This window comes from Neobacillus sp. SAB-20_R2A, from assembly GCF_049568635.1.
Taxonomy (GTDB): domain Bacteria; phylum Bacillota; class Bacilli; order Bacillales; family Cytobacillaceae; genus Neobacillus; species Neobacillus citreus.
Genome location: NZ_CP145895.1, coordinates 5,838,194 through 5,857,543 on the forward strand (window position 1 = coordinate 5,838,194; position 19,350 = coordinate 5,857,543).

The following is a 19,350-nucleotide window of genomic DNA, read 5'->3' on the forward strand; positions in this document are numbered from 1 at the left end:
AAAAAAAAAAAGGGAGCTCCACTATTTTAGAGAATCTCCCTTTTTTCTTTAGATTAAATCCTATTCTTATAATTCTTCTAATAATTTTAGTAATGTTGTAGCTTGATCCGCTGTTAATGTCTTCCCACGTTGTGCTAGAACTTCATTTTTGTAAGCATTCTTTTGGTTATTTGCAGTTTTAATGTTTCCTCGCTTAAGTGATTCCTGAGCTGCCTCTAATTTCACTATTAATGAATGGGCAATGTCCTGATTAGTAATTAATAGGGTAGTTAATTTTTCTAAACTACTATAGGTCACTACAACTTTAAAGGTCACATCAACACTGTTTGGATTTCCAGCGTTATCGGTTGCAGTAAATGTAACCTTTTTGTCACCCAGTCCCAACTCATAAGCATTAGCTGAGTAGTCTTGGCAAGGAGAGGCTAGTCCAGACTCAGTATCGTTAGACAGACACTTGATTTGAATTAATTGGTCAACCTGATAGATTTCTTGGTTTCCACTCACAGTTATTTGTGGTCCTGTCTTATCAATATTAACTGTGGCCGCTTCGTTATCACTAACATTACCGGCATTGTCTATTGTTCTAGCAAGAATTGTTTTGCTTCCTTGCTCACTGATTGTAAATGGTTCATTGTAAGGTTCCCATTGACCGTCGCCAACTTTATATTCTGTTTTTGCAACCCCACTTAAACCTTCTTGGTCTCGACCTTCTTCAATTGAAATGGTCACATCTTGGTTTGTCCAACCTTCTTTACTTAAAGTTATTTTAGGTTCGGATGGGCTTTCCTTATCGATTTTTACAGTAACTTGATTAGTTTCACTTACATTTCCTGCAATGTCTATAGTGCGTGAATATATTGTGGTTGTTCCGTTCCTAGAAATTTGAATAGGATCAATATATTTAATCCATTCATTAGACTCCTCAAGTCTGTACTCAGTTTGATTGACGCCACTTATATCTTCATTCACATTAGTCAGTTCTTCACCCTCATTAATAGTCACAGTAACATCCTCTTTCGCCCATTCGACATCAACAGGACTCACATCAAACGTAGGTTTAGTCGGTGGTGTTATATCGTATTTAACATCTTCGGTAGCTTCGTCATTTATATTCCCTGCATTATCAACTACCTTAACGTAAATTGGGGTAATACCTTCCTTTTCAACGGTAATTATATCACCAGGAGTGTAATCTAACCATTCACCATCATCACCAATTTTGTACATTACTTTGGAAACACCGCTGCGATCATCATTAATATTCTCAATAGTAAAGGTAACTGCTTGGTTCGTCCAATCTGTTCTGCTTAAATGAATTGTTGGTTCATCAGGTGCTGTACGATCAATTCTTACTTGAATTTCTCTTTCCTCCCCTGTATTACCCACATAGTCAATTGAGCGTGCATGAATCGTTGTGATTCCTTCAGTAGTTACTTGGAATGGTGAATTATAGACAACCCATTCATCAGAATTGCCAAAACTGTATTCTGTTTTCTCAACGCCACTATCCGAGTCAGTTCCTTCATCAATAGTAACTGTTACCGAATCCCCGTTAGTCCATTCTGTATTTGCATTAACTGTTGGTTGTGTTGGGCCTGTTCTGTCTATTTTTACATCGATTGGAGTTGTTACTGTTTTGTTCCCAGCAATATCAACTGAACGAGCATAAACTTTATACTCACCTGCTTGATCAAAATCAATAGGTGACGTATAATCTTGCCAATCTCCATCATCAATTTTATATTGTGTCTTTTTATAACCACTGCCATTCTGTTCATCCAGACCATCGGTAAGGGTTACAATTACATTTTCCTTTGTCCAATCAGGATGGTTAGAAGATATACCTGGCTCGCTTGGAGCAGTCTTATCAAATTTTACAGTTACACTTACAGATTCACTAGTGTTCCCTGCATCATCAACCGTTCTAGCAAATATAACAGTCTGTCCTTCTGACTCAATGGTTACTTTACCTTCATATTTAATATAAGTACCATTTTCACCAATTTTATATTGAGTCTCCCTAACACCACTTCCATTGACTTCATCAACCCCAGGGGTAAGTGTGAAAGTTACATTTTGATTAGTCCAATCAGTCGTGCTAGGAATAATTTCTGGAGATGTTGGTGCATGTGTATCAATTTTTGCATATTCATTTGTTTCATGACTGTAGTTTCCTGCCTCATCAATTGTCCGTGCAGTTATTTTTGTGAGTCCCTCTGTATCAATTACACTTGGTACCTCGTAATCTTGCCAATCACCATCATTTATTTTATATTGGCTTTTTACAACTGGACTACCGCTGATTTTTTCACCATTTTGAACTGAAAAGGTTACTGTACCATTCGTCCATGTTGATGGTGTTAATATTATGGATGGACTAGTCGAACCTGTCCTATCAATTTTAATAGTTGCCTCGGCAACTGTACTCGGGTTATTTACATTATCCAAGGTTCTGGCATAGACCCTTGTTTCCCCTTCATTCGTTACTTTTACCAGTGCATCATTTGAATAATCAATCCAATTTTCATTATCCGTCCCAATTTTATATTGTGTCTTTTGAACTCCACTGCCACTGTCGGCACCTGAAGTTATGGTAAAAGTGACATCTTGGTTTGTCCAACTAGAGGCACTTGGAATAATTGTAGGCAGTGTTGGACCAGATCTATCAATTTTCACCTCTGTTTGACCTTGATTACTAATATTCCCTGCTATGTCAATGGTTCGTCCATAAATGGTTGTTATACCTTCTGAGGTAATTTCAACTGGGCTATTCAAGTAATCGGTCCATGTTCCATTACCTATTTTATATTGGTTTTTGAAAACACCACTTAGACTATCAGTTCCTGATGAAAGAGTAACTGTAACTTTATCTTGGTTTGTCCAATCATTTGGTGAAGCTGTTAAAATTGGGCTTGAAGGAGCCGTTTTATCTAATTTTACAACAGCCGTTGCTTCAACACTTGTATTACCTGAATTATCTGTCGATGTAGCAATAATTGTTATTTCACCCTCACCAGGAACTATGACAGTCTGTCCGGAATACAGTTGCCAGACTCCATTATCCCCAATTTTATATTCAGTTTTAACAACTCCACTTCCACCCTGATTATCTTTTCCAGGAGTAAGTGTAAAAGTAACATTTTGATTGGTCCAATCTGTTATATTAGGGCTTAAGTTAATCGTAGGTGATGAAGGGGCTGTCTTATCTACTTTAGCGCAGTTAGGGTTACTTGGTGTGTTATCACAATTACCAGGATTCCCATTTCCGGGATCGGCATGTACAAACCCAGGTGAACTTAATGATCCCATTAATATAACTATCAACATTATATTAATGTATTTTCGTAAAACTTTTTTCTTCATAATTTACCTCCTAGATCCATTTTTCAAACTACCTAAGAGGGCCGGTTACACTACTAACTCCATATAACCTAAGTGTCCAGATTGCCGGTTATATATCATCGCTTCCCAAAAAATAAAAGAATTGCCTGAAATGATAATTTCATAGCTCACCCTCTTCCCATTACTCCCCAAATCGATATCAACTTCATAGGGTGTGTTCTGTTTATAGAACTATATATCTATGAAAATATTATAATTTAAACTATAGTTTATAGGTATTTTTTCCCTTCGACATGTTCCAACTAATTTTCGGCAAATTTCAACAAAACTTTAGGGAATTATTAAACAATTGTAGAATTCACAATAAATCCAAAAAAGAAGGTCCCCCTTAAGAGCACCTTCTTGAGCTTACGAAATCGGCAAACATAATCAACGTATTACTGAAGTGCAACCCCATTCACATATAAACCGCCGGTAGATGAAACTAACTCAACAGCAGTTACAGTATGCCCTGAATTTCCTGGGAACTCTTCTCCAACCGCAGGAATGTTACCAACCTCCGTTAAAATGCCTTCATATCCTATCAGATTAAAACCAGTATATTGGTTTGCTTTTCTTGGATCATATGAAACGTTGCTATCAACAGAAGAGGTCCTTTCATGTGCTACGTAATGAGTTTCCTCTCCTCTTGTACCCTCACCAGTATCCCATGTGACCGTAATTGCATAAGTTTCTTCTGATTTATACGTGAAAACAAGATTATTAGCTTCAGCCTGCATTTTAGCATTATTGTACCCTAGCGCAGTTTGGACATCACCTTTACCCACAAACCCTTTTCCTGTTGACGGGTCGATGGTTACTGCCGCAAAAGCTGAACTTGCCATAATTCCTAGAGCTAAAGCTCCTGCTGCTACCCCTGATAAAATCTTCTTCATAGTCCTCTCTCCTCTTAGAAAAATAATTTTTAAAACCTAAGAGGGCCGGTTACACTACTAGCTCCATATAGCCCAAGTGTCCAATTTAAGGCTATACTTCAAAGCTTCCCCGAGTTAAGGATGTAAATTCGGTTTAAAAACTATCATTACATCCTTAAATTCACGACATTTTGTAATATTGCGTGGCCACTTTAATATAAAAATATCGTTTCTATGAATTCATTATAGATTAAACTATAGTTTAATGGTGGTTTTTTCCTCCGACATAATTCATGTTAGTTTTGCAAATTTCATTCCCATTCATAAAAAAAGAGCACTAACCTTTGTTAGTGCGTTTAAAAAATAGGAGGAAAATAAAGTTAGAATCTTACAAAGTTCTATATTAAGAATATATTAAACAATAGTGGAATTAAATAACTTTCGAAAGACAAAATCCGTCAAAATTTTAATTTTTTGTAGAAAAATAATTATTTAAATTGTAAATTTTCTCAAGTAACATAATTAAAAATGGTATAAAAGTACTGATTAACAGGAGAATCGTCATGAATCATTTCAGGCGGCAGCATATCTATTTGTTTTTCCTTATTCCTTCTATAGCTTTGACAGATTTATTTATTGTTTTCCCCGAAGAGCTGGAATGGAATATTGTTTTCTTTCTTTGCATTATGGTCCTGTTTGACCAAATTAATTTGAAGGTTTTTTCCGGTTTTGGCTATTCCTTTTTTCATGTAATATTATCTTTACTAATATTTGATCGTTTCTCCATTGTTTACGGTTTCATTTATCTGCTTGTTGATTGTTTAGTTGCCAGTTTTATTCTAAAAAAAGGTAGCATCCATGCTAGGATATCCTTGCTCTCCATGTATATTATTATTATCATTATCTGCAACGAGATATATAATGAATATAGTGACAAGTCTTATTTAGCTAGGTATCTTACTATGCTGCTTATGTTGACTCTAAGCATCGTTCTGAAATATGTCTATGTTTATCTTGAAACTGGAGTAGTATCCAGTAAGCTATTTTTGGATCGATTTGGGCCAATGATGTTTGAAGTGGCGGTTATATTTCCTATACTATCTTTCTTCAATCGGCTTGAAGTTAATCTAGTTCTTATTCTATTTCTTACCTACTATACTATTATTGGATACCTCCATAAGCAGTTTATGTCGATTAATCAATCCCAGATCAATTTATTAACGAAGAAGATAGCAAGAAAATATAAAATCCCTATTGTTTTTATGGATTTGAAAGATATAAAAGGTGTTTATTATCCTGAGAAAACAATGATTATCATTGACGACAAAATGGATTACCCTGAGCAATTACAAACTATTTTTCACGAGCTGCTTCACTATCAAATACAAAGATATTTTAAAATTCCAAGAAAATCAGAAGAACTTATTATCACATTATTTGAAGCTGCAGTTAGCTGGTACTATATCATAACGATTAAATACAGCTCGGAAATTGAGTAGGGGAAGGAGGTATACTATGGCCACTCCATTGGGGCAGGAGTTAAGAAGATTAAGATTAGAAAGAAATTTACGACTCGAAGAAGTTGCAAAGGGGACCGGGATCACCCTTCAATATTTAAGCATGCTTGAAAAAGGGGATCGTAAGTCTGTTTCGTTTGAGATCATGGCGGATATTTCAAGATTTTACGGAGTGCCGTTAGACTATTTTGCCGCTTTCCTAAAAGAGGAGGAATCCAAGCAGCTCTCGGACGTAGAAATCATGCTTTGGCAGGCTATCAACGAAAAGGTGCGAGAAGATATTTATTTTAAAAAAGGGAATTCGCTAAAAGGCATTTTTTCAAAATTGTTCCATTAGATTCAAATGGGGTGGTTTCTTCACCCCTTTATATGCCTAAAACCCAATACTTCCTGTATTCAGCGCTACATAAACCACCATAAACACCCCCACCATCGTAACCGCAACAGCAACCCCAAAAACCTTAAATTTACGAAGAACAGTAAAGCAAATAACAAGCACTCCCACCACAACACTAAAGTAAAACACCGTCGAATTTATGTATTGATACACGAACTTAAACAATTCCTCCTGTTCAAGCCCCATGACATAGAACAGGAGCCAGCCAATAATAATCCCCATAATTACCTGTATACACACCTTCATATGAATCTTCATCCCTCCTAATCTACTTAATTTCTATTCTTTTAAGCTATAACCCTATTAAAATTATAAAATACCGGTAATATTGGATACTAAACCATAGCAAAAGGCACCTCATCACCAAGGTGCCTCATCTTAATCCTTATTTATTCATACTCGCCAAAAACCCGCCCAGCAGGTCATCGGCATCAAGGTCCTTCTCGTCGGCTTCATCCTCAGTAGGGGACATGGCCTGGTAGATGGTCTCGAAAGCAAACTCGTCCAAATCATCATCAACCAAGTCGATTCCTGCAGCTATTTCTTCTTCAAAAGGGCTCTCCGAAAAAGAATGTGTCTCTGGGGCAGGGAAGGCCGTAGTCTCCTGCAGGTACAACGCCTCATCAATATCTACAGCCTTGCTGTTCAACGAGGCCAGCAGTGCGGTCGACCTTACTGGGTCGGAAATCAACTGATAAAGAATGCTTCCCAGCAGTGCTTCGGAATGCTCGTGCTTCAGCCAATCACGCTGTGCTTTCGTTAGCCCCTTGGGGAGGGGGATGGTTACCGTTTCCTTTTCCCGGGAAAAGGACTGGCTGACACCCTCCATAACAAATGAAGCAATCTTGCTGGAAAAATTCCGGCGTTCTGTTTCCTTAATTTTTTGAAGCTGTTTTAATATGTGATCCGGAGTATCAGAAGGGATGCGGAAAGATAAAGCCTGGCCCCTCTTGATTTCGTTTTCGGATGCCTTTTTCATAGAATCACCCTAAAATTAGCTTTTTACTGGTGCTTTATCTTGGGGAGCCTTTTGCCTCTCAGTTTTACGAACAAAATCCGTAATTAACTTATAATAAGCATTCGACATCATCCAAATGCTTTCCTTCTCGTCCTCAAAGAAATCAATATTAAAACCATCTAAACCGTTATTCAACGCTTTTAAATATTCCTTTAAAATGATGGATCCGCCGCCGACAAAGTAGCAGATTTCCGTCTGCGAGTTCTTAGACCAGACATTACGCAGCAAGCGGTATTGCTTTTTCGCAAGGTCTAGCAGGATGCGGTCGGTGATGTCATGGACACTTGTCCGGCTTCCTTTTACCATAATGTGATTGCGGTCGTTTTTCTTCGTAATAATTTCTACGACATCGCGGCGGCTGTCGAGCTCCACACCGTGTTTTTTGCGAATTTCTTCACGAATCATTTCTAGCGATTCGGATACCCCTAGATTAAACCCTTGCGCCTTGTCATCGTCGACATTGCGGTTTTTAATGACGGCGATGTCCGTGGAGAGGCCGCCGATGTCTTGAATTAAAATGCGTTTATCGATTAAGTCCTTATTAATTACTTTTAAATTATTATCCATGACAAGGTTGATATAGGCCGCAAAGCCTTCAGGATAAACCTTTACTTCATTGAACCTAATATTAACTTTAATGCCTTGGTATTTTGGAGTTACAAGAAATTCAACCTGATGGACATTACCAAGCAATTTCGAACGATAGCCGGCATCCTTGCCTTCCTTTACTTCACGCAGCGGCAGGCCCGTTCCTAATGTGTAATTGGCATCAATAATGTTTTTCGTGCGCGGGAATTCGGCTTTTACGGCATCCATTGCCAATGTCGCAAATAGCATAATTAATGTCTGGTCTTCCTCAGACTTGCTGCTGCCAGGGTCCAGCTCGGTAGTGTTATTGCTTTTTGTCGCCAAATTTCCGACACGATAGATAATATTATTTTCCTTTAGGGCAGGGGAGTGCACTTTAATATGTATCCCATCTAATGGGTCTTTGCTGTCCAGTTCTTCAATGCCTATGACAGGGCGGTCCTCGGTGTCTCTTGCGATAATGTTAGGAATATTTAATTCATATTCTAATTCACCAAAAATAGCCTTGATGGAGTCATTACCTACATCGATAGCTGCAATTCTGGATTTAGTCATGTTCATCATTCCTTTTCATTTAATAGGATTGCAATCTAGTACTTTCTATAAGCGTATAGAAGATTACTAGTTTCTTCAATGAGGCTGGCCGAAAAGAAACACAAGTGTAAAATTGTAAACAGGATGTAAACATGGGGAAATTTGTAAACGTGAATGTTTACAAAAATAACAAATCTGTATACATGGCGGAATAACTGAATGCGTACAACTTTGTATACATGTAAACACGTTTGTATACAAAACGTATACAAAAAGTAAACACGTTTACAGATTGTAAACAATAGTAGATTATTACAAATATTTCAGAGAAACTAAAAAAGGGGACCCATTTTTAGGGACCCTAAAATCTATTTCCTTTCGTTTTTACCTGCATTATCGAATCGCTCTCAATCCGGTTACAAAGTGCGATAGGGTGGTTCTTAAATTTCCGTTACAGCAAAGCTTCACTACATAGTTTTACTATACTCTGCCTTCCGAAGCCTTAATGCAGACCAATCATAGTCGATAGTGATCTGAAGGACAGGTTCATAGTCTTAATCAACCTGTAAATACACCCCCATGTCGTGGCTGCAAATCTGAACTTTTATAGGTCTTAGAAGGCTTTTTCGGATAGCATAGCCAGTAAAGCCCGGCTGGTTTTACGAACCGTTCAGCACTATATTTGCTAGAGGCACTAATACTTTATACTTGTCCTAATTACCGGCACAAAATCATTGCCAAACATTTTCGCACGTGGTAGACCTCAACTTCAAATGTTTCAATAACCTCATCGTAGAATTGATGTGTTGATAATTAACACTGGCGAACGCTGGTTACAATTTTTTAAGAACTGACATTCAACTTCCCATCAAATTGACACGGGCCGGAGTAAACGCAGATGAAAATGTATACGGCAATGTTTACGAAAATTACAAAGCTGTATACATGGCTAGGCGTCAGGATGTAAACAACTTTGTATACGTGTAAACGGATTTGTAAACAAAATGTATACGAAAAGTAAACGTGTTTACGCATTGTATACATGGGGTTGTTTATTACAAAATTCCAGGTGAAACTAAAAAGAAGATACTCAAACTTGAGTACCTAATCCATTTCTTAGCTTTTCAATATATATGGGAATGAAAGAGTGTGTTCGACTTATTTGCCTAATCTTCCGTCCGCTCTTTTCCTTTTTCCGTAACAGCAAAACTTCGCTTCATGGTTTTAATATTCTCGGCCTTCCGAAACCTTAAGGCTGACCAATCGTCGTCAATGGCAATCTGCCGGACAGGTTCGTAACCTTCATCTGCCAATAAATACATCACAGTGTCGCGGCTGCAATCAGAACCTTTATAGGTCTTTGAGGACTTTTTCGGATAGCATAGCCAGAAAAGTCCGTCTTCTTTTACGAATTTCTCAGCGCTCTTTGCCAAAGCCCCCAATTCTTCATTGCTTGTCCCAAATACCTGTACGAAATCATAGCGTTCCATTACCGCCTCGCAGTGGACTTCACCTTCAAATGTTCGAATGGCCTCATCGTAGGACTGCGGTGCGTTGACAATGAACACCGGCTGTCCCTGGTCCTTAAACTGCAACTTCTTTAGCACTGACATTGAACTTCCTTCCTTTCCTATACACCTACAAACATTTTAAACTTTTCCTTTGACTTATCATACCTTTCATATAAAAAAGAAGACACTTCATAAAGTGTCTTCTCCTTGCGATTCTTAATTTTGAACAAGCTTATTACTATCATTGAGGAAGTTTTTTGCCATATCGGCATTAACGTAGAGATAGTACCAGTTATTCTCGAAGTTCAACCAGCCAGTGACAAGAGTAGGGTTTTTCTTTAAAAAGTATTTATACCCGGCAATATCCGTCCAGCCGGTATTTTCCGTAACAACAGGATCAAAGTCCTCGAGCTTGCTGATGACGGTGTTATCCATCACGCCATTGGAGTTAATGTAATACCATTTGCCTTTATAATTGATCCAACCGGTCTTCATGCCATCAATTTGGTCAAGATAGTACCATTTTTCTCCGTCCTTCACCCACCCGGTTTTCATCACACCATCGCTAGCAAAGTAATATTTCTTGTCGCCCGCTTCAAGCCAGCCCGTCTTCATGGCTCCGGTATTATCTAAATAATATCTATTTCCACCGTCCTCCAGCCAACCCGTTTTCATCGCGCCGGCAGGGTCAAGGAAATATTTCATTCCGCCATCCTCGATCCAGCCGGTTTTCATTGCCCCGGCAGCATCAAAATAATACTTATTGCCACCGTCTTCCAACCACCCCGTTTTCGCTGCACCGTCTTTATCAAGATAGAATTTTTGACCGCCATCTTCCAGCCAGCCGCTCTTCATCACACCATCATTTGAAAAATAATATTTCTTCCCTTTAATCTCTTGCCAGCCTGTTTTCAACACACCGCTGCTATCCAAATAATATTTCTTGCCGCTTTCCGTCAGCCAGCCGGTCTTCATTATTCCGTTTTTATCAAAGAAATATCTTTTGCCGTTTATCGTCTGCCAGCCTGTTTTTACCGCTCCATTTTCATAATAATACTTATTGCCACCTGCTTGCACCCAGCCGTTTTGAATTTGTGGTGCCGGCGTACCTTGATTCTCTCCATTAACCGGTACGGTTACTCCGTATCCATTAGCCATGGCGATAGTATCAAAACTGTCACCGGAATGGGTAATAACCACTTCCGTATAATTTTGAATTCGGTCAAAGAGCCATCGAATTTCCGAGTTATGCATGCGCACACAGCCTGAGCTGACGTACCGGCCGATGGAGCTTTCATTGTTATTCCCATGGATGCCATAGGTGGTTCCATAGGTTCCTCTTGCCTCAAGGCCCATCCAGCGGTCGCCTAGTGGGTTACGAGGGTCCCCTCCGGCAATATGGCCTGTATAATAAGGGCGATTTACAATTTTATTAACAATCCTAAATTTTCCTTCGGGAGTTAAGTCCCTTGACCTCCCTGTCGCCACCTTAAAAGTCCTTACTAATGTGCCTCCATCGTAATATGCTAAGGTATTTGTCTTCTTATTAATAATAATTAACTGAGAAGTGGCAGCCTCTGATTGGCTTGAAAAGAAAAAGAAAGTTAATACAAAAATTAAAACCGCAGACGATAATTTCCTCATATTTCTCTCCCCAATTCTGTTGATGATTATAAAGTACCACGAAAAGGAGGAATATTTTGTCAAATTTTAGCGGTAAATTTGTAAAATTTCTATTTCTCTAACATAAGTGAAAATATTGTAAAGGTTTTTTAATAAAAAAACCTCCCATGGCCTTAGGACCAAAGGAGGGAGGGAATTTCTGAGTATATCTTCTTGTTAGCTGTATCTTATCGGTTATCCACTTTTTCAGGATAAAGGTCATGATTCATCAACCGGAATTGAGCCATTTCTTCATACTTGGTGCCCGGTTTACCGTAGTTGCACCATGGATCAATTGAAATCCCGCCGCGCGGTGTAAATTTCCCCCAAACCTCAATGTACCGTGGATCCAGAAGCTTGATTAAATCATTCATGATGATGTTGACACAGTCTTCATGGAAATCGCCGTGGTTTCGGAAGCTGAACAGATATAATTTCAGCGACTTACTTTCGACGATTTTCTGATCGGGGATATAAGAAATATACATCGTTGCAAAATCCGGCTGTCCCGTCAGCGGGCAAAGGCTTGTAAACTCAGGGCAGTTAAATTTTACAAAAAAGTCGCGGTTTGGATGCAGGTTGTCGACGGCCTCCAAAACTTGCGGCGAATATTCAAATAAGTATTTAGTGCCCTGATTTCCGAGCAGTGTTAAATCCTTTAAACCTTGTTCATCTGTACGTCCAGACATAAAAAAACCTCCTGTAAATGTGCCCCAGCACTTTCACAAGAGAGGTCCTTCACCATTCTAATCAAACTAAGGGGATAAAAGCAGAAAAGCCACATCCTTATGGACATGGCTTTATTGACATGAATCCATAGTTTTTTATAGAGGGTAACAGCTATGAACCTCTCCCGTTCGATACGGGTATTCTATTTTTATATTAATACTATATTGGACAGCGCAGTATTCGTCAAATGGAAAAATTTTTAGCGAGGGTACAAGCATATTGTACCTATCTGTCTATAAATTTTTAACAGTCCAACTGTTCGTTCGACACTTTATTTTATGACCTTGTCCTAAAATCAACTCATAACGTCTCAAACGTTAATTTACCAGATTGCTAGGGGGAATTGGGTTGAAAAAAAGATTAGCGGTTCTATCGGTTTGTTCAGTTCTTTCAATTTCATTGCTTGCCGGAGTGCAGGCAGACAAGCCTAAGGCAGAAGCGGGACAAGAACATTATGTGTTAGCTTATAAAGGAAAGCTTCCGGCAAACTTCTCTGCAAAAATTGAACAGGCTGGCGGAAAAGTGGAACGGGTTGTAGAAGAAATAGGAATCGTTGAAGCTGCCTCCTCTAATCAGGACTTTCTATCAAAAATTTCACAGGATACGAATATTCAATCGGCTGGAAGGGAGCTTGAAGCCTATTTGGAAACAGACCCCGATGACGCTATTCAATTTACCCCGGGTACACCTAATGGGCAGAAGGTAACTCTTGACCCAAATGCTCCAAGCTATTGGGATAAACAATGGGATATGCAGCGCCTAACACATAATGGGGATTCTTATAAATTAAATGATGGAAATCATGATACAGTTGTTGCTGTTATCGATACGGGCATTGATTTCAGCCACCCTGATTTAAAGGATAATGCAGATCTGACAGGCTCTAGAACCTTTGTTCCTGGCACAACAGATGCTTGGGACAAAAATGGCCACGGTACCCACGTTGCTGGTTCGATTGCAGCAAATGGAAAGGTAAAGGGTGTAGGACCCGGGTTAACCGTTCGTGCCTATCGTGTGTTTGGGGCAACAGGTGGAGCGCAGCAATCGTGGATTACCGATGCCATTGTGGCCGCAGCTAATGATGGGGTTGAGGTCATTAACATGTCAATTGGCGGCTGGCGATGGATGGCCCATAACTATGGGGACAAAGGTGACTCTGCTTCAATGGTTGCTTATCACCGCGCAGCACAATATGCCATTCAAAAGGGTGTTACCGTTGTCGTATCAGCGGGAAATGACTCAAAGGATTTAAACAACCTGCATGATATGCAAGCCTATTGGAAGGCAACTTACGGTTTAGACATTAAAGGCCCATCTCGTGTAGCACCTGCGCAAATTCCGGGGGTTATTACAGTCTCATCTTCGAATGAGTGGTCAGATAAAAGCATCGCCTTCTATTCTAACTACGGCAATGCCATTGATGTTGCCGGTCCGGGCGGGGATAATGGTCCTTTATATGATAGCCTGTATCGTCAAGACCCTGCTGGGAATTATCTAGATAAACGTGATTACACGTATCGTACATTATCAACCTATCCTTCTTATCCAGTTGGAGGAGGTAATGCCACAACACAATTCAGTGACGGAAAATGGCATGGATACTCTTATTTACATGGAACTTCCATGGCGGCGCCAAAGGTTGCCGGAGTAGCCGGGGTCATTAAGGCAGCTCATCCAGAATATTCACCAGCACAAGTCGCCGCAGCCATCAGACAAAGCGCCATTGATTTCGGTAAAGTTGGAGTTGACCCGCTTTACGGAGCTGGGGAGGCTAATATTTTCAATTTCTTGTCTAATAATAAATAATTAAAAAGGAGCCTGGTCCCTACCTTTGCTGCGTAAATTTAGCAAAGTGGGAACCAGGCACCTAGTTTTATATTTGCTCTTTTTTTCTAAAATTTTTGTAAAAAAGCAGTATACCTAATCCTATAATTAAAAACCCTAAAAATATTGCATTATACATATTTGTTGCTGTTTTAGGCAAAGACAGACCTGTTGGCAAAACCTTTGATTCCTTTTGCGTCTTTGGTTCTGCAGATTGTTGTTTTGCATTTAAAGTGTCTGCCTCATCTGCAGTAGATGAAGTTGCCGCTGTACTGTTTTCACCTGTATTAGTTGGAGCTGGTGTATTGGAGTTATTACCATCTAACCCAGAAGGATTCGACGGTATTGAACCATTACCATCTGTTTCCGAAGGCAAAGCTGCTACCCGATCCATTGAAAAGTCATACCGCATCATCGTTTGACCGATGTGGATAATGCCATCTTTAACCCAGCTGTCCCCAAGTGTATTATTGGTTTTTAAATCTGTACGGCTGTCAAACGTTACATAGCCGTCTTTTTCGCCAATAATATAATAATCACCATTTGCAAACACCATCCATGCATAGTTTCCAACTTGTTCCGTATTATCCAGCATGTCTGTCGAAAGCTGTGGATTGTTATTTTTATTTGGATGGAAATTCGGCAATTCCGGCAATTGAACAAGGGTATTTGGGATGCGCCCATTTCCTTTGTTTAATGCCGTATCCGCCCAGTATAGCTTCAAATTAACTCCCGGAAGTAGCTGTCCTGTGACAGAATCCTTGATTAATCCAAATGGGTCAATTAACTCATTCTGAATGATCATTTGGCCGTCAGTTCCAACAGTCACTTCAGCTAATTTCCCGGCTAACCGGTCTCCATTCACTACAATATTGAACACTACCTCGTAGGTTTTGCTTAGTTCAAATCCAGTTAATTCATATTTTCCTTCTGAATCAATGGACGCCTGCACATTACCTGTTGGATCATTTAAAACACTTACATTGATCTGGGCATTAGGGAACATTTCCTTTAAAGATTTAATCTGTTTGTTTCTCGTTCCTACAAATAATTGGCCACTAACCTTTGGTTCAGATTTGTATTCTTCACTTTGACCACTTGCCTGAACTTGAGCTTTTTGCGTAAAGATAGAAGTAACTTCTTCACCGTTAATCATGGACACTGCCTGAATGTTAACATAATAATCACCGGCGCGAGGGACAGTAATGCTATAGTTGCCTTGACTATCCGTTGTCACCTCGATTTTGCCGCTTTCAGTCTCAATCCAAACTCGTGCATTGGCAATCGGATTACCTTTGGCATCTAAGACCTGACCTTTAATAATTGGCGGATGAAAATGAATCGTGATGTCATCCTCCGCATAAACCCCTCTTGCAGCATCAGCCACGGAAGCTGTGACTGTTTTTTCAAGCGGCTCGGTTCCTTCTATTTTTGGAGAAAGTAGTGTAACAAGTGCTTGACCTTTATCATCCGTGATTGCCTTAGAGGCTGATAATGTCCCCAATTCTGTTTTGAAGTTGACTTCTACATTTGGGATTGGATTGCCTTCTAAGTCTTTTAACACGGCAGTTAAGACTGCAGTTGAAATTCCATCCCCCACGACGCTGCTTGGGTTTGCTTCTAAAACTAATTGAACGGCACTAAGAACAATAACTTGTCGGGTGTCACTTGCTGCTTTACCAAAAACCTCGGCAGTAAAGTTAAGAATGTCACCTTTTGAAATCATGACCCCATTATTTAATTCAATTGACCAATTTCCAGTATCGTTTGCGGTTGTCGTACCTAGCACATCGTCATCGCGTTTCACAGAAATAACTGCACCGGGCTCCGAAGTACCATTTATTAGCTGATTGCCTGCCCGAACAGTACTTGTCACGTCAGGTGCTGCTGTTTTCGCCTGTTTAACAACAGTGATAACCTAGTCTTGCTTTGTTCCATCTTCAGCTGTCACGGTATACGTCACCGGTGTTGAAAAATTATTCGCAGTTATTCCGCTTACTTGTGAATCCTCGCTAATATTTGCTCCTCGGGCATATTGTGACAACGTAAAAGAAGCCTTTAGCTGTTCCAAACTGGTACCGTTTTTAACCTCTGCCAGTATGGTTTTATCAACGGCATTTATTTGAGCTGGTTTGGTTTCTTCAGCAAAACTGAACGCTGTAATATCAGCTGCGTTACTATAAATTTTGATTGTCCCTTTGGGGGTAGCTACTTGATTATGATTATCTACTCCTATTGGCAACGGCCCAAACGTTCCGTCAAAGACGTACTCACCGCGATTATGGCCATCATAGTTTGGCACGGATACTTCACTCCAGGTAACTGGAATATCTATTGACCCTCCACCTGCCAAATTTACCGCTACCATGTTTCCAAGAGCCTTTTTTGCTTCATCAATCCCTGTCTCAATAGGTACGATTTTCGTGATAGGGGGTACACCTTCTATACTGACTGTCTGAGGAGTCAACACCTCAACGGTCCCTGAAGGTGCGGCTACATCTCTTAAATTATCTATTGTGCTTGACAGTGAGCCAAAAGTTCCTGTAAACACATATTTCCCTGCTGTGGTTCCATCATAAGCAGGCGTCGATTTCGGACTCCAAGTAATTGGAACATCAACTGTTACGCCATTTTCCAGAGTCACTGGAACCGTACTTCCAAGTGCGCTTTTAGCCGCTTCTAAAGTGGTACCGTTGGCTACAGTTGCCTCAACCGGCGTTACCGACTTAATGCTGACAGTCGGTTTTTCCTTAACCGTAACCGTCCCGGTTGGTACGGGAATCAGATTATTGTTATCAACACCTACCGGTAACATTCCTAATGCACCTTTAAATACATAGGATCCGGGAGTATCGCCTTTATATTCTGGTTCTGCTGTTTTACTCCAGGTTATGCCCACTTTTGAAGTTTTTCCATCCTGTAAGTAAACTATTACTTCTGAACCTAATGCCTTTACGGCATCATCTAGGCTTGTCCCATAATCTACAACTCTAGTAATATTATCAATTTTAGTAATACTAACGGTTGCTTCAGTAATCGTAAATGTACTTGTTTTTTCGGCATCGTTTCCGTTTAAATCAGAGGCGGTTGCCCTTATCTGATAAGAACCTTTTGGAAGTTCGTCCGTCGGCGTAAATTGCCATTTTCCGTCAGAATCAGCCTGAAGGTTTTTTACAAAAACTAGCTGGCCGCTTTCTTGAGCTACCAATAATTCAACTGTTGCTCCAAGTTCAGCTGTTCCGCTAAACAGCGGTCTTCCATCTTTTGTCGTACTGTCTGGTGTTAAAATTTCAACAATGGTTGTCGTATCAATAGTAAGCTGCTGCGATGCACTCACGTTATTAACTGCAGCCGCAACAGTATGTATGCCTTCAAATAATGGAGTATTGTTAGGAACTTGAATCTCCCATCTGCCATTTTTTACAATTGCTTCATATTTGCTAGAATTATCAATTGTAATGGTTACTTTACTTCCGTCAGCTGCATTTGTATTTCCCCTTATTGTTGGAGCGGGGTCATTGCTCGCAGTAGTCAGTCCATTATCAATTGTAATGGCTGATCCGCTAACAGTATACGGTTCGCTATCGATCGCTGTATTACCAGCGGAGTTCCTAACAATGGCTGAAACGATATGATTTCCAATCGATAATGGCTGCTCTAACGCTGGTACTTTCCAATTGCCACTGCTGTCTGGCTGGGCTATTTCGACAGTTTTTCCATCAACCCGAACCTCCACTTTATCCGAACCACCGGATGTTCCAGAAATGACTGGTTTGGCATCGCCCGTTATCGGAGAAATGTTGACTGAAACCGGCGAAAGTGTAATCCCTTCCTTGTAGGTTAATTGTTGAGTGGCTGTGGCAAACAAGGTGGCTTTATTTCCAGTATCTGTCCAGTCGACTCTAACTGAAAAAGCCTTTCCATCATAAGGGCTGACCAGATTGGCTGATTGCGTCCAAGTCAAATTAGTTGTATTTCTATCTGCCCCTGTATTTGGGGTAATTTCATTGCCATCAATATAAACTCTAATTCTAACATTATTGCTATGGCTGCCTGCATATATACCGGATAAAACAGGCGTTTTGCTGTTCGTTATTGCATTTGCTCCCCCGTTTATGAGCAATGTATCAGAGTTATCGAGAATCATAATGTCCTGTGTGGCAGCTGAGTTTTTTCCGCTCTCCGTTACAGTAGCGGACGCTTTATATATTCCATTGTTTGCTGTGATGCTACTTGGAAGGTCATAACTCCAGCTGTGGTTGGAAATTGGAACGGAAACAGCCGGTGTATTATTTACTACAAGTGATACAGTTCCGGACGCTAATGAACTCCTGCCGGTTACTTTATTATTTGTGGTACTATACTGTTTACTGTTCCCACCATCTATCGAAACAGTAAGATACTGCGTATTAAGACTGACTGAAGCTAGTCCGCTATACTCCTCGGTGTTTCCAGTTCCATCACTAGGGTTCATCCAATCCTTATTAATAACTGATAGATTGGCAGCCTTTGAGGAGCCGAAGAAGAACTGGACTGGGGTAGAGGCCGTAATACTTGGAACCATGTCTGTTATTCTACTAATCGGCACCTGAAAGTCTAAAAAGTAATGGCCATTCTCCGCAGGGGTAATTCTCGTACCGGGGACAGTGCTGCCATCCGCTGTAGTTTTGTAAATAGGCTGAACATTCGTTCCGTCTGCATTCGCGATATAAACATAATCGGTGTGAGGGGATTTCCCATCCAACCCAATCGTCGCTTTAGCTTCTCCATTTACTGCAACCTTTACAAACCAGACAGAGGATAAAAACCCTCCCTTACGATCATAAGGATTACCCTTAAGTCTTAACCTAACAAAGAAATTCGTATCATCTGAGGCCACATACATTGACGGTAAATTCCCAATTCCTCTGTCCACACCGCTCGTTATATCAACGTCAATCGGATGAACATCAGAGGCTGGGTCAAAAATAGGCACTCCACTACTGTTAGTATACGGTGCAAAGCCCTCCGGCCAATTAGCGGGTGTATCACCCTTTGTTGTGATATCCTGTAGAACCCCCATTGCAAAACTTGGTGGAATGATTGTCATAACTAAGGTGAAGATTACTGTAAACATTACGAATACTTTTTTTACCGACTTCATAAACCTTTATCACCCTTCTCCAAATAGAACTTTAGTCCTAATAACACTATTAATATAGTAATTTTATCCTATTTCGATTATTAAGATTATCCTATTTTTCCAAAAAAAGATAGTCGGATTTTGCTAGAAAAAATAAAAAAATGCAAAAAAAAAGAGCTGAACCCCACTGAT

The 19,350-nt window shown here is 40.0% G+C and carries 13 protein-coding genes and 3 riboswitches; of the genes, 3 read left to right on the forward strand and 10 right to left on the reverse strand.

Annotation, left to right across the window (positions count from 1 at the left end; all coding sequences use genetic code 11):
- Positions 1 to 66: 66 nt before the first annotated feature.
- A complete protein-coding gene (locus V5M37_RS28490; RefSeq protein ID WP_423800202.1) occupies positions 67 to 3,363 on the reverse strand; it encodes an OmpL47-type beta-barrel domain-containing protein in 3,297 nt (1,098 codons plus the stop codon).
- 30 nt (positions 3,364 to 3,393) lie between these two features.
- Positions 3,394 to 3,478, reverse strand: a riboswitch (cyclic di-GMP riboswitch).
- 301 nt (positions 3,479 to 3,779) lie between these two features.
- Entirely contained in the window at positions 3,780 to 4,277 is a 498-nt protein-coding gene (locus tag V5M37_RS28495) for a hypothetical protein (protein ID WP_423800203.1), read from the reverse strand.
- Between the two features lie 36 nt (positions 4,278 to 4,313).
- A riboswitch (cyclic di-GMP riboswitch) is annotated at positions 4,314 to 4,395 on the reverse strand.
- A gap of 424 nt (positions 4,396 to 4,819) precedes the next feature.
- Here V5M37_RS28495 and V5M37_RS28500 point away from each other — a divergent pair.
- Together V5M37_RS28500 and V5M37_RS28505 are read left to right on the forward strand one after the other, a co-directional pair.
- Positions 4,820 to 5,755, forward strand: coding sequence for a hypothetical protein (locus V5M37_RS28500; protein ID WP_423800204.1), 936 nt, complete (start codon positions 4,820 to 4,822; stop codon positions 5,753 to 5,755).
- 16 nt (positions 5,756 to 5,771) lie between these two features.
- Positions 5,772 to 6,110: a helix-turn-helix domain-containing protein gene (locus tag V5M37_RS28505; protein WP_423800205.1), complete on the forward strand. Its 339-nt coding sequence runs from the start codon at positions 5,772 to 5,774 to the stop codon at positions 6,108 to 6,110.
- A 36-nt stretch (positions 6,111 to 6,146) separates the two neighbouring features.
- On the opposite strand, the gene V5M37_RS28510 is transcribed toward V5M37_RS28505, so the two are convergent.
- The 6 genes from V5M37_RS28510 to queF all read right to left on the reverse strand — a co-directional run bounded on the left by V5M37_RS28510 (position 6,147) and on the right by queF (position 12,172).
- Positions 6,147 to 6,416 carry a hypothetical protein gene (locus V5M37_RS28510; RefSeq protein WP_423800206.1) on the reverse strand — a complete coding sequence of 90 codons (270 nt, stop codon included), beginning with the start codon at positions 6,414 to 6,416 and terminating at the stop codon, positions 6,147 to 6,149.
- Between the two features lie 139 nt (positions 6,417 to 6,555).
- Positions 6,556 to 7,149 (reverse strand): hypothetical protein, encoded by a 594-nt coding sequence (locus tag V5M37_RS28515; RefSeq protein ID WP_423800207.1) that lies wholly within the window; start codon positions 7,147 to 7,149, stop codon positions 6,556 to 6,558.
- Positions 7,150 to 7,164: 15 nt separating this feature from the next.
- The gene (locus tag V5M37_RS28520) at positions 7,165 to 8,331 is read right to left on the reverse strand and encodes a ParM/StbA family protein (protein ID WP_423800208.1); all 1,167 of its coding nucleotides are present in this window, start codon (positions 8,329 to 8,331) and stop codon (positions 7,165 to 7,167) included.
- A 1,145-nt stretch (positions 8,332 to 9,476) separates the two neighbouring features.
- Complete coding sequence (locus V5M37_RS28525; RefSeq protein WP_423800209.1) at positions 9,477 to 9,923, reverse strand: DUF3052 domain-containing protein; 447 nt, start codon at positions 9,921 to 9,923, stop codon at positions 9,477 to 9,479.
- A 114-nt stretch (positions 9,924 to 10,037) separates the two neighbouring features.
- Positions 10,038 to 11,465, reverse strand: a complete 1,428-nt coding sequence (locus tag V5M37_RS28530; protein WP_423800210.1) for a L,D-transpeptidase family protein — start codon at positions 11,463 to 11,465, stop codon at positions 10,038 to 10,040.
- Between the two features lie 206 nt (positions 11,466 to 11,671).
- Positions 11,672 to 12,172: a preQ(1) synthase gene (gene queF / locus V5M37_RS28535; RefSeq protein WP_423800211.1), complete on the reverse strand. Its 501-nt coding sequence runs from the start codon at positions 12,170 to 12,172 to the stop codon at positions 11,672 to 11,674.
- Between the two features lie 121 nt (positions 12,173 to 12,293).
- Positions 12,294 to 12,340: riboswitch (PreQ1 riboswitch) on the reverse strand.
- Positions 12,341 to 12,560: 220 nt separating this feature from the next.
- Between queF and V5M37_RS28540 the strand changes: the two genes are divergently transcribed.
- A complete protein-coding gene (locus V5M37_RS28540; RefSeq protein ID WP_423800212.1) occupies positions 12,561 to 14,018 on the forward strand; it encodes a S8 family serine peptidase in 1,458 nt (485 codons plus the stop codon).
- A gap of 67 nt (positions 14,019 to 14,085) precedes the next feature.
- Here the strand turns inward: V5M37_RS28540 and V5M37_RS28545 are convergent, their stop codons facing one another.
- Together V5M37_RS28545 and V5M37_RS28550 are read right to left on the reverse strand one after the other, a co-directional pair.
- The gene (locus tag V5M37_RS28545; protein WP_423800213.1) at positions 14,086 to 15,912 is read right to left on the reverse strand and encodes a carboxypeptidase regulatory-like domain-containing protein; all 1,827 of its coding nucleotides are present in this window, start codon (positions 15,910 to 15,912) and stop codon (positions 14,086 to 14,088) included.
- A gap of 42 nt (positions 15,913 to 15,954) precedes the next feature.
- Complete coding sequence (locus V5M37_RS28550; protein ID WP_423800214.1) at positions 15,955 to 19,179, reverse strand: Ig-like domain-containing protein; 3,225 nt, start codon at positions 19,177 to 19,179, stop codon at positions 15,955 to 15,957.
- Positions 19,180 to 19,350: the final 171 nt, after the last annotated feature.

Bases quoted from the DNA above. Each gene is read 5' to 3' on its own strand.
- V5M37_RS28505 (WP_423800205.1), top strand. From the start codon at position 5,772: ATGGCCACTCCATTGGGGCAGGAGTTAAGAAGATTAAGATTAGAAAGA.
- queF (WP_423800211.1), bottom strand. From the start codon at position 12,172: ATGTCTGGACGTACAGATGAACAAGGTTTAAAGGATTTAACACTGCTC.
- V5M37_RS28525 (WP_423800209.1), bottom strand. From the start codon at position 9,923: ATGTCAGTGCTAAAGAAGTTGCAGTTTAAGGACCAGGGACAGCCGGTG.
- V5M37_RS28530 (WP_423800210.1), bottom strand. From the start codon at position 11,465: ATGAGGAAATTATCGTCTGCGGTTTTAATTTTTGTATTAACTTTCTTT.
- V5M37_RS28520 (WP_423800208.1), bottom strand. From the start codon at position 8,331: ATGACTAAATCCAGAATTGCAGCTATCGATGTAGGTAATGACTCCATC.
- V5M37_RS28515 (WP_423800207.1), bottom strand. From the start codon at position 7,149: ATGAAAAAGGCATCCGAAAACGAAATCAAGAGGGGCCAGGCTTTATCT.
- V5M37_RS28495 (WP_423800203.1), bottom strand. From the start codon at position 4,277: ATGAAGAAGATTTTATCAGGGGTAGCAGCAGGAGCTTTAGCTCTAGGA.
- V5M37_RS28500 (WP_423800204.1), top strand. From the start codon at position 4,820: ATGAATCATTTCAGGCGGCAGCATATCTATTTGTTTTTCCTTATTCCT.
- V5M37_RS28490 (WP_423800202.1), bottom strand. From the start codon at position 3,363: ATGAAGAAAAAAGTTTTACGAAAATACATTAATATAATGTTGATAGTT.
- V5M37_RS28550 (WP_423800214.1), bottom strand. From the start codon at position 19,179: ATGAAGTCGGTAAAAAAAGTATTCGTAATGTTTACAGTAATCTTCACC.
- V5M37_RS28510 (WP_423800206.1), bottom strand. From the start codon at position 6,416: ATGAAGGTGTGTATACAGGTAATTATGGGGATTATTATTGGCTGGCTC.